At 65.1% G+C, this 12,967-nt stretch carries 2 protein-coding genes; both read left to right on the top strand.

Features of this window, described 5'->3' with window-relative positions:
- The first annotated feature begins 143 nt into the window (after positions 1 to 143).
- On the top strand, positions 144 to 875 hold the full coding sequence (locus AAFG07_RS26805) for a FecR domain-containing protein (RefSeq protein ID WP_342722833.1): 732 nt from the start codon (positions 144 to 146) through the stop codon (positions 873 to 875).
- 144 nt (positions 876 to 1,019) lie between these two features.
- A complete protein-coding gene (locus tag AAFG07_RS26800; RefSeq protein ID WP_342722832.1) occupies positions 1,020 to 12,965 on the top strand; it encodes a filamentous haemagglutinin family protein in 11,946 nt (3,981 codons plus the stop codon).
- Positions 12,966 to 12,967: the final 2 nt, after the last annotated feature.

The raw sequence follows: 12,967 nt of genomic DNA, 5'->3' as shown, positions 1-12,967 counted from the left end.
TGTGGCGCCAGCAGAGCGCTGCCCATGCGACTGCGTTTGCGAAGGCGAGCAAGCTTTGGGAGACGGTTGGCACGGCCGGCCATAACCTCCGATATGACCCCGCGTCGCTTGGTGTGTTGCTCGACGGCGAAGCGAAGCGCGTGATGACGCGCAGGCTGGTGCTCGGCGGCGGGCTTGCAACCGCCGCGGCCGCCGTCGGAGTGGTGACGCTGCGGCCCCCGCTCGAGCTCTGGCCGTCATGGTCCGAGCTTGCGGCCGACTACCGGACGGGTACGGGAGAGCAGCGCAAGCTCGCATTGAACGACAATGTGTCGATCAACCTGGACACGCGAACCAGCATCGCGCTGCGCCCGGACCATGGTGACAGCAGCCGCATCGAGCTGATCACGGGACAGGCATCGATCGCGACGGCCCCGCAGCAGTCCCGACCGGTGACGGTGATTGCGTCCAGCGGTCAAACGGTGGCAACGCAAGCCTCGTTCGACGTGCGCTACCTCGCAGCCGAGGTGCGCGTCACCTGTCTCGGCGGCGAGGTTCGCGTCGAGCATCAGGGAAACGCCCGTACCGTTCGTGAAAGACAGCAGATCGCCTATGACGAGAGGCGCATGAGCGACATCGTCGCGATCGATCCGGCCGTCGAGGCGGCCTGGCAAGAGGGATTGCTGATCTTCCGTTACACGCCCTTGCCCAAGGTGGTGGAGGAGGTGAACCGGTACCGGTCGGGCCGGATCTTCATCGTCAATGCCGAGCTGAACGCCCATCTGATCAACGGCCGCTTCCATATCGATCGGATCGACGAGGTCCTCCTGCAGCTCGAACAAGCCTTTGGCGTGAAAGCCAAAACGCTTCCCGGCGGCATTGTGCTGCTCGGCTGAGGAGGCCTCTAGCGGTTTGCAAAAAATTTCGCATCCGGCGTGCGGGTCGGCCCATTCGGGATCGTCACAGCCGCGAGGGTCTCGGTGCTGGCGCTGAGACGCGAAATCTTCGGCTGTCGTCGCCCGGCGCAAGAAAGCGATTCCATGGTTCCCCGCCTCTCCAGGTCTCTCACCCGCGCGACCGTTCGCACCGCATTGTTCGGCAGCGTCAGCGTCGTGGCACTTCTCGCCAATACGCCGGTGGTCGCGCGCCCGTTTGGATCGAGCTGGACGGTGTCACCGTCAGCCGCGGCGATTGCGGCTTCGCAGTCGGCAGCGCAGGACGCGGCGGCAGCCGCCAAGCAAGGCCAGGATGCGATGGCGCGGGCCACGCGCGCCATCCAGGCGATCCAGGGCCTGCAGAACGCGGCGCGCGCCGCGGCGCAGACCTCGCAGCGTTCGGTGACGCTGCCGCAGGTCGCGGTGCCCAACGGCCTTGCGACCGGCGGCCTGCAGGTAGCGCCGGGATGGCAAGGCGCGAATGCGCCGACGCAGGCGATCGATGCCGCCGGCCAGACCCAGGTCGGCATCGCGCAGACCAGGGCGCAGGCGATCCTCAACTGGAATTCATTCAACGTCGGCGCGCGCACCACGCTGTCCTTCGACCAGCAAGGCCATGCGAACTGGGTGGCGCTCAACCGCGTGGTCGGCAGCGCGGCACCGAGCCAGATTCTCGGCAACATCAAGGCCGACGGCTCGGTCTATGTGATCAACCAGAACGGCATCATCTTCGGTGGTGCGAGCCAGGTGAATGTCGGCTCGCTGATCGCCTCGACCGCCATCATCACCGACACCCAGTTCCTGCGCAATGGCATCTACTCGCAGCAGGCGAGTGGCCAATACGTGCCGAGCTTCACCGATGCCCGCGGCGCGGTGAGGGTCGAGGCCGGCGCGCTGATCTCGACCAACGCACCTTCCTCGGTGACGCAGGGTGGCGGCTTCGTGCTGCTGATGGGAACCGAGGTCAGCAATGCCGGCTCGATCAGCGCACCGCGAGGCCAGGTGCAGCTCGCCGCCGGCAACGACTTTCTGCTGCGGCCGGGTTACAGCACGGATGCCAACCAGGCCTCGACCACACGCGGCAACGAAATCTCGCCGATCGTGCGCGACGCGATCGCGGCTGTCGGCAATTCCGGCCTGATCTTCGCCCAGCAAGGCGACATCACGCTTGCGGGCCGCAGCATCACCCAGGATGGGGTGCTTGTCGCCACGACCTCGGTCAACACCCGCGGCACGATCCATCTCCTGGACGCAGCGTCCGATGCCGCGGGCAGCATCACGCTCGCCAGTGGCAGCCTGACCGCGATCCTGCCCGAGCTCGACAGCAGCGATACCGCGCTCGACAGCCAACGCAGCCAGCTGGTCGCCGATTCCAAGGCCTTCACCCACGCCCCGGTCGCCAACGCCCAGTTCGACAATCTTTCCCAGCTCGCCGACCGGCTCGACCAGGGACGTATCGAGATCGTCAGCGGCGGTACTGTAAATTTCAAGGACGGCTCGACCACGCAGGCGCAAGGCGGCCAGGTGGCGGTCAGCGCCGGCCGCCGCGTCTTCGCCGAGAGCGGATCGATCATCGACGTCTCGGGCGTGCGCGGCGTGCTGCTGCCGATGTCGACCAATAACCTCCTGATCAACGTGCAAGGCAATGAGCTGCGCGACTCGCCCGTCAATCGTGACCAGGGCTATCTGAAGAACGCGGACGTCTGGATCGACGCGCGCGATCTGGTGCTGGTGCCGGCCGGCACCGGCGGCTATGCGACCGACCGCTACTATACGCCGGGTGGCCTGCTCGAGGTCTCGGGATATCTCGCCAATACCGCCCACCGGATCGGCGAATGGGCCGCGGTCGGCGGCACCGTCACGCTGGCGGCGCAGGAAGTCGTCGCGCAGAAGGGGGCGGTGTTCGACGTCTCCGGCGGCTCGATCAGCTATCAGGGCGGCTACATCCGCACCAGCAATTTCCTTGGCGCGGACGGCCGTCTCTACGGTGTCAACCAGGCACGCGCCGATATGCAGTTCTACGGCTTCGGCGCCGGCTTCATTCGCGAGCACAAGCTCGGCGGCAAGGTTGCGCCGAATCTGACCGAGGTCTGGACCAGCCCGTTCGGCAAGGGCCGCGTGACGACCCGCTGGGAGGACGGCTACACCATCGGCCGTGACGCCGGCTCTCTCGTCCTGTCCACGCCGACGGCAGTGTTTGAAGCTGATATCGTCGCTGATGTCGTCACCGGCTCACGCCAGACGACGGCGCGGCCGGACGGCACCACCGACGGCTACAAGTTGTCTCAGAACGTCGCGCCGCTCCAGGGCAAGCTCGCGCTCGGTGGCTATTCGGGGCTTGGCCTCACCAGTGCATCCGCCACGCAGGTCGTCTTCGGCCGCACGCCTGAGATCACCGATGCGCTGAACGCCACGTCGGTCTTGCCCGACGACCGGATCGGGACTGCATTGTTCAATTCGGACGCGCTCAATGCCGCCAGGCTGGGCGGTCTCAGCGTTGCGAGCAGCAAGGAAATCCTCGTCGAGGCGCCGCTCGAGCTTGCTCCTGGCGCGCAGGTGACCTTCATGGCGCCGAATGTCGAGATCGGCGCGAACGTCGCGGCGCATGGTGGCAGCGTGACGCTGACCAATCTCATGCATGCCGTGTTCGGCCAGGGGCAGAACGAGCTATGGTGGGCGCTGAACGATGCGAGCGGCAAGTCGCAGGTCACGATCGGCCGGAGCGTCGCCGTCGATCTCAGCGGGTTGTGGAGCAACGAGCTGACCGGAACCGATGGCTCCGGCCGGGCGCATCTGGATGGTGGCAATTTCACCGTTTCGACCACGGGCGGCATCACGCTTGCGAGCGGGTCGCTCATCGATGTGTCGTCGGGTGGCGCCATCCTGGCGAACGGCAAGACACAGGGCGGCAAGGGCGGCAATGTCAGCCTCGTCGCCAATGACTATTCGCATCTAGCCTGGACGCAGTTCTTCACCAATCCGCTCATCCTCGACGGCACCATTCGCGCTTACGGCTTCGGTGGCGGCGGCACGCTGACGCTGAACGCCGGCCAGGAGATCTCGATCGGCGAAGCCGTGGCCGATGCGCTGGTGCTCGATCCGGCGATCTTCCGATCCGGCTTCACGGCCTACAACATCAGCAGCAACACGGGCATCCGGATCGGCGAAGGCGCCCGTGTGGACGCCGAGGTGCCGGTCTATCGCTTCACCCCGCGCAGCTTCATCACGCCCAGCGGGAGCCTCGTCACCGAGGCGGCGGACCTCTGGACACCTCCGAAGTTCACGATCAATTCCTTCACGCGCAGCGCCACGCAGCGCGTCGGCGCCGATCTGACGTTCTGGAGCCTGCATGATTTCACGCTGGCGAAGGGCGCGTCGATCAACGTCGATCCGGGGCGTTCGGTCTCGATCTTCGCCAATCGCCAGACTGTCATCGACGGTGCGATCAAGGCACCCGCCGGCAATATCCTGATCACGAGCCTGCAGGACGCGCCGGGCGACACCCGCTACAATATGGGTTACGGCGAGTTCGGCCTGACCCGTTCGTTCTGGATCGGCGATGACGCGGCGCTGGATGTTTCCGCGCGTGATGCGGTGGGACGCGACGACCGCGGGATCTCCTATGCAGCTGTGCCGAACGGCGGCACGATCCGCATCGGCGGCACCGGGGCATTGGATCCGAAATATCCCGTCGTCAGCGATGCCTTCGTGATCGTTCGCCCGGGCGCGCTGATCGATGCGTCGGGCACCTCCGCGGTGGTCGATGTCCAGAGCGGCAACGGCTACATCCCGACGCTTGCCGCCAGCGATGGCGGGACGATCTCGCTGTATTCCAGCTTCGGTATGGCGCTGGACGGCACCTTGCGCGCGGCGTCCGGCGGCAGCGGCGCGTCCGGCGGCGCGCTGAACCTGATCATGTCCTGGCGCGGCTATATCGTCGGGCAGCCGAATGCAAATGCGCCCTACGCCAGCGGCGATCTGCCTGAGGCGTTTCAGAGGTCGCGCGATATCACGCTCGTGCAAGACGCTGCGGGCACCGGTCTAAACACCGATCTGTCGCCCGGTCAGGCCGATCCGGCTCTGCAATTCGGGCGGACGGTCATTGGGGTCAACCAGGTCCAGAAGGGGGGCTTCGGCTCGCTCGCGCTCTATACGCGCGACCTGCTCATCTTTGACGGCAATGTGGACCTCAGCCTCTCGCGCAGCCTTCGGCTGTCGAGCGGCGTCATCGCCGCGGCGTCGGACGCGCCAAACAGCACAATTCATCTGTCCGCGCCTTATGTCCGTCTTGATGGCGTCTACAACCCCGCAGATGCGCAGACGGCCGTGGGCTATGCTCCCGGGATCAACGATCTTCACGTCCGGAATCCGGCCGTGGGCGGCAGCTTCACCGTCGCAGGCAACTTGATCGACGTTTACGGCTCTGTCCTGTTCGGAGCCACTGGCTCGCAGGGCAGTGGGGCGCTAGATCTCGGTCTCGGACGTCCTGTCAGCATTCCGTTCGACGCCCGCGGCTTTCATCAGGTCGCGTTGCAGAGCAGTGGCGATATCCGGTTCGGCAATGGCGGGCTCGATGTCGAGAATCTCGCGCTGACCGCCGACCAGATCTATCCGTTGAGCGGCGCGGTTGCCACGATCGCGGTTGGGCTCCGTCCGAATGGAGCAAATGTCGCCTATGATCCCGACGCCCGTCTCGTTATCCGCCGCAACGACGACCAGACACCGGCGGTACCGGCTTCGGTGTTCGGCGACCTGATTTTTGTTGCCGGCAATATCGACCAGGGTGGCGTTCTTCGCGCGCCGCTGGGGCGCATTTGGCTCAACAATGATACCGGGCCATCCAACGCGCGGATCGTCTTCCGCAGCGGAAGCATCACCTCCGCGAGCGCGGCCGGCTTGATCATGCCGTTTGGCGGCACCTCGGATGGCATCACCTATCAAGGCGCGGACGGCACGCTGCACAATCTGGCGAGCGCGTTCTATGACGATCATTCGAGCAATGTAAGGATCGCCAGCGGAATTTCGATCAATGCCGCATCTGTTGTGGGCGAGCTGGGCTCGGTGCTCGATCTCTCCGGCGGCGGCACGCTCGCCGGCGCGGGCTTCATCTCCGGCCGTGGCGGTTCGGTCGATGTGTTGAAGACCGCGCTCGTCAACGCCAATCCGGTCAACAGCTACAGCGCCGCAGGCAACAAGGTCTACGCCATCCTGCCCGGTTACGCCGCCGACTACGCGCCGGTGATCGCATCCAATGGCGCCGGTGATCCCGTGATCGGCCAGCAGATCACGCTTCCGTCGGGGACGCCGGGATTGCCCGCCGGGACCTATACGCTGCTCCCCTCGAGCTACGCGCTGTTGCCTGGCGGTTATCGCGTCGAGCTCGGCGCGACTGGAACGACCATGATGGCGCCCGTGACCGCGGGCAATGGCTCGGTGGTCACGTCAGGCTATCTCGGCGTTGCCAACGCCGGAATCAGGGACACGCTGCCAACGCGGGTGATCCTGACCTCCGGCCAGACCACGCGGCTCTATTCGCAGTATAACGAGACCGGCTATGCCGATTTCGAGCGCGCACAGGCCGCCCAGTTCGGTGGCTTCCGGTATCGTCTGCCGGAAGACGGCAAGGTCCTCGTATTCAATCTCTTCCCGTCGCCGGATAATACGAAATCGCTGTCCTTCGCCGGCACCGCGCTGTTCGACGGCGCCAAAGGCGGCGTTGACGGCACGCTGGTCATCAGGCCGCGCGATTCATCGGGTTACGGCGTGCTCGACATCACGGCGCCGGGAACTGCACCTATCGCTGGTCATACGTCGATTTCGAGCGACGACATCAATGCCTTCAAGGCATCGACGGTGTTGCTGGGCGGCGCGAGCGTGTACTCCGAGGTCGATAATCCCGGGGCCGGTGCCAACATTTATTTTGACGGAGGCGCGACCACGGCCGTCAACCTGCTCGATGGCGCCACGATACGTGCGGGCCAGGTGTTCCTGATCGGCAAGACGGTCAACATGGCGGGCGGCGCGACCATCGACACGCGCGGACTGAGCAGCAACGCGGTCGATTCCACGCTGGGCTACTTCTACGCCAACATATCTCCCGACTCGACTGCAAACCCTGCCAATAGTCCGGCTGTGCTCGCGGTCGCCAATGGCCGGTTCCAATTCCTGGATGCCGTCGGGCCCGGCAACATCAGCATCGCGAGCGGTGCCTCGTTGCTCACGGACGGCAGCGTGGTGCTGGCTGCGCCGGGCGGGCTGTCGATGGGTGACGTCAATTTCGGCGCGCGTTACCTCAACGTCACGCAGGAGCAGATCAATGTCGGCACCGCGGCCGCGCTTGCCGCGGCGCAGGCCGCAGGCCAACTGCCATCGGGCTGGAATCTCACCCAGAGTGTGCTCGACAGGCTAATGCGGCCGTCGACGACTGCCGGCAGCCCGACACTCGAGCAGCTCATCATCACGGCAAGCGGCGCCTTCAACCTGATCGGCAGTGTCGACCTCGACGCCACGCGCCGGGGCGGTGCCTCCTCCGATTCTCTCAAACTCGTTCTCAATACACCGGCGATATATGGCCTCGGCTCCGCGGGCGACACCGCCGGCATCACCGCCGACACGCTGGTCTGGAACGGCATTCGCACGGGCAACGGCAGCACTGCGAGTCCTTACGGCAGCCAGGCGCCTGCCGCTGTCCTTCCCGGCGGGCCCGGCACGGGATCGGGGCATCTCGCCATCACGGCCAGCGAGATTCTGTTCGGCTATGACGCCTCGCTGAGCAAGCCGACCGATGGCGCAGCGCTGAACCGCGTTGCGCTTGGCTTCTCCGATGTCACGCTGACGGCTACGAAGCGCATCACCGCGAACAGCAACGGCACGCTGAAGGTGGGGCTCAGCCAGGACAGCACCGGCGCGTTGCAGGGCGGTGCGCTCACCATTGCGACCCCGCTGATCACGGCGAGCGGCGGGGCTACGCTCGACGTCAGCGCCGGCGCAGCCTTGCGTCTGGTCGCACCAGTGGGGGCCGCGCCTGCCGACACGCGTGGCGTGACGGATCTCGGCGGCACGCTCTCCTTCACCGGAGACAGTGTATTTGCCGACACCGCATTCGCCTTGCCGTCCGGCAAGCTGACGCTGAATGCGACGCACGACGTCGTGCTCGGCGCAAACGCCACCGTCGACCTGTCGGGCCGCGGCATCGCCTTCTTCGACGTCACCAAGTACAGCTGGGGCGGCGATCTCATCCTGAGCTCCAGCAACGGCAACATCGTCCAGAATGCGGGCTCGGTGATCGATGTCTCGGCCGCGAACAATGCGGCGGGCTCGATCGCGGCCAAGGCGATCGACGCCGCGCACGGCCAGGTTTGGTTCGGCGGCACGCTCAATGGATCGTCGACGGGCGATTACGACAGCGGCCAGTTCACGGTCGCGGCGCAGAGTTTCGGCGATTTCGCCGCGCTGAATGCCAAGCTCAACGATGCCGGTTTCTTCGGCGCCCGCAGCTTCGATCTCCGCCAAGGCAGCCTTGTCGTCGGCGATGGCGTGAAGGCGCGCTATGTGACGGTCTCGGTCGATCAAGGCAGCCTCACGGTCGACGGCAGGATCGACGCGAGCGGGACGAAGCCCGGCACCATCCGCCTGTCCGCGCGCGACGATCTCATGCTCAGCTCGAATGCCGTGCTCGACGTCCATGGCAATGTGCTTTGGATCGACAGCTACGGCGTGCCGATCGAAGCCAACAACACCGCGCATGTCGAACTCACCACCACGCACGGCACCATGACGCTGGCCGCGGGCGCGACCATCGACATGACCTCGCCGGATGGCGTGCAGCGCGGCAAGCTCGAACTCAACGCGCCGCGCCGCGGCGGCACCGGCGGAGATGGTGCCGGCGCCAATGATATCGCAATCGACGCGCGCGGCCTGCTCGATATCCGCGGTGCCGGCAGCATTGCGATGAACGGCTTCCGCACCTACAACCTTCCGGGCGGCAGCGTCATCGATCAGGCCTATCTCGACGGTCTGCACGACGACAATACGGCATTCATCAACGCAGCGCTCCAGAATGGAGACTTGCAGAACCGCCTGGCCGGGCTTGCGGCCTATGGCTCCGCCTTCCATCTGCGGCCCGGCGTTGCCATCACCTCAAGCGGTGGTCTGTCGACGAAGGGCGATCTCGATTTCTCCGGCTATCGCTATGGGCCAAAGGCCGATCCGGCCGTGCTCGGCTCCGGCGAGCCGGGCGTGCTTGTGGTCCGTGCCGCCAGCGATCTCAAGATCAACGGCAGCATCACGGACGGCTTCGCACCGCCGCCGGCGTCGCCTGACGCGGTGACTGTGATTGCTTCCGGCACGCTGCCGGCCGCCTACACCGTTCGGACGGATGGCGTCGTCCTCGGCAGCGGTTCGGCCATTCCGAGCAATGGCACAATCAACATGGAGCTGAAGCTCACCGACGGAAGGGTCAGACAGAGCCCGAACGCCGCAAATCCGCTCCCTGTCGCGGTCACCTTGTCGCAGGACTTCACTGTGAAAGGAGCCAACGTTCAGACCAGGAAGCTGAATGGCGGGCGTATCATCACGCCGGGAAAAACCTACAATCCCGGTGATACGCTTTTGACTGGCACAGTATTTCCGGCCGGCACCGTATTCGAAAAAGGCGTTTATTTTACCGGGCCGGTCTTCATCAACTCTGCCCTTTCCAACAATCTGGTTCTTCAGCCTGTGAAGCTGCCGGCGGGGACCAGCCTTTACCTGTTCTTGGGTTATACATTCACCGCCGATACGCCGCTGCCCAAGGGCACGGTGCTGCCGGCCGGCATGACGAACGTCAATCTGATTGGACCGGGCGATCGCCAGATCTGGGCGATCTCCCCGATGCTCGCTCCGGGAACGCAATCCTGGTCGATGCGCCTTGTGGGCGGCGCCGATCTCGCCAGCCCCGACAGCCGCATGTTGCAGACGGCGCCCGTGCTCGCTGGTTCGGGCAATGTCGTGTTGAATGATCCGTTCAACATCACCATCAACAAGCCGACGACGTCAGGCGTCAGCGTCGTGCGCACCGGGACGGGCGATCTCGAAATTCTGGCCGGCGGCAATTACGATCAACAGACACCGTTTGGCGTTTACACGGCCGGCACCGCCATCTTGGGGACCGGTACCGCAGCGAACGAGCCTTACAATGTCGGCCGAGGCACGTTGTCCGACGGCACAGTGCTTGGTTCGGCGAATGCCGCCTATCAGGCGACGCTCGGCGCGGAACGGATGTATTACCCCGAGCATGGCGGCGATTTCCTGCTTGTCGCGCAAGGCGACGTCAAGGGAACACTGACGAAGCGCACGACCGAGATCGGGTCCTGGCTATGGCGCCAGGGTGGCTCGGAGATCGGCCAGCGAACCGCCTGGGGCGTCAATTTCGGTAGCTATACGTTTGATCCGGCGCTCAACAACGGCACGTTGGCCTTGAATCTCTCCGCTTTCTCCGGGCTCGGCACGCTCGGTGGCGGCAATGTCACGGTGCAAGCCGGAGGCACGATGGGCGACGCAGGCCGCGGTGTCGTCATCGCCGTCGGCGGCAGCGGCCGTGTGATGGCCGACGGCAGCCTTGTGCAGACCGGTGGCGGCACGCTGTCGGTGAAGGCGAGCAATATCGGCACCGGCGGCAATCAGTTCGTCGATCTGCGCGGACGTATCGACATCGCGACGGGAGACTTCGGCAGCCTCACGGCGTCAAACTTTCGTAACGATGGCGGGTCGGATCCGCGGCCGATCAATCCGCTGACGCCTTATTCAATGACCACGCTGGCCGGCGGAGATTTCGCGCCGGGCGACAGTGCGATCGACATCCGCGCGCGTGGCGATCTGGCGGTTGGAACCATTCTCGATCCGGGTCGTGTCGGCACGACCGGTCTCACCGCCGCCGGCAATGGCGACGAGGGAGCGAGTTGGTTCACGCTGTGGACCGGGACCACCGCACTCAACATGATGGCCGCCGGTGGTTCGCTCTCGCCGGGTAGCGGCCCGGCCATCTCGCGCTTCCTGCCCTCGATCGTGCGGGCGGTCGCCGCGAACGGAAACATCTACGGCCTTGGCGGGGGAATGCTGCTGCCGTCACCGAACGGTGCGTTCGAGGTTCTCGCGCAAGGATCGATCTTCGGCAACACACTTGAGACCGGTCTCCTGACGACGCCGACGTCGGCTCTGGCAACGCCGTTCAGGCCCGGCTGGGCGAGCTTGACGAATGGACTGAGTATCACTGCGTCGAACTACTGGGGCGACTACAATGCGCTAAGCGATCAAATCAACGGCGCGCAAGCCGTTTATTCTTACGACACCGGCGGACAGCCCTTCGTCTTCGATGCGAACACGGTGAAGGACAGGGCCGTGCCGGCCCAAAGCGATCCGTCGCGCATCTATGCGGTGAACGGCGATATCACGAGCGTCACCTATGGCCGGATTCTGACAACAAGCCGGTTCGTCGCTGGCGCGAGTGTCTATAGCGTGACTTATCAGGCAGCAAGGCCGCTGCAGATGTTTGCGGGTGGTGACATCGTCGATACGACAGGCCTGATCCTGCACAGCGATCAGAACGATGTGTCGACGATCGCGGCCGGCGGCAGCATCATCTATGCAGGCTGGCCGGGACTTCAATCGGCGGCGAAGGGAGGCTGGGCGATTGCCGGCCCGGGTACGCTCGAAATCACGGCCGCCAAAAACATCTATCAGGGATCGAAGGCGACGGTCGAAAGCATCGGAGCGCTCGCCGCCGGCGACAACCGGCCCGGCGCTGCTATCGTCATGCAGGCCGGCGTCGGTGCGGGCGAGATCGGCATCGGACAGGTGGACTGGTCCGGCTTTGCCAGGCTCTATCTTGATCCACACAATCTTGCGGGCGCGGGGCCGATCGCGGACCAGCCCGGCAAGGTGGCCAAGACTTATGGAGACGAGCTCTACGCATGGCTCAAGGAGCGATTCGGCTATGGCGGGGCCAAGGCCGATGCGCTCGGCTACTTCCTCACGCTGCCGGACGCGCAGCAGCGCGTCTTCCTGCGCCAGGTTTACTACGCCGAGCTGACCGCGGGTGGGCGCGAGTACAACGAGGTCGGCGGCCCGCGCGCCGGCTCCTATTTGCGCGGGCGCGAGGCGATCGCCGCGCTGTTCCCGAATGATGCCGCCTATCGTGGCGACATCACGATCTTCACCGCGGCAACCGGCACGCCGGGCAAGTCGAACTACGCCATTCAAAGCGGCTTTGTTCACACCGATTTCGGCGGCGACATCCAGTTCCTGACTCCGGGCGGCGGCGTCACGATCGGCACCGAAGGGCTGCTGCCGGGCGCCGATGCCGGCCTTATCACGCAAGGTGCGGGCAACATCCAGATCTATTCGCAGAACAGCGTGCTGATGGGCCTATCGCGCATCATGACCACGTTCGGTGGCAATATCGTCATCTGGTCCGCGGAGGGCGACATCAATGCCGGCCGCGGCGCCAAGACCACGGTGATCTATACGCCGCCCAAACGCGCCTACGATAACTACGGCAACATCGCGATATCGCCTGTGACGCCGTCCAGCGGCGCCGGTATCGCAACATTGCAACCGATCCCGGAGGTGGCGCGCGGAACCGTCGATCTGATCGCGCCGCTCGGCACCGTCGATGCGGGCGAAGCCGGAATCCGCGCGTCGAGCTTCGTCAACATCGCTGCATTGCATATCGTCAACGCCGCCAACATTCAGGCGCAGGGTGGCGTCATCGGTGTGCCGCAGGTGCAGGCGCCCAACATGGGCGCCTTGAGCGAAGCCTCGAACACGGCGGGCGCCGCGGCCAAGCAGGCGGCCGTGCCGCCGCCGCAGACGAACGAGCAGCCTTCCGTCATCATCGTCGAAGTGCTCGGCTATGGCGGCGGCGACGGCAGCGATGAACCAAAACGGCGCGGCAACGACAAGCAAAGCCAATACGACCCGAACAGCGCCTTCCAATTGATCGGCGATGGCCAGTTGACCGCGGAGCAGTTGAAGAAGCTGACGCCGGATGAGCGCCGTCAGGTCGCGAACTAGAG

This window comes from Bradyrhizobium sp. B097 (genome assembly GCF_038957035.1).
GTDB lineage: Bacteria > Pseudomonadota > Alphaproteobacteria > Rhizobiales > Xanthobacteraceae > Bradyrhizobium.
Note: the sequence above shows the minus strand (reverse complement) of the source record. Positions and strands in the feature narration are given on the sequence as shown.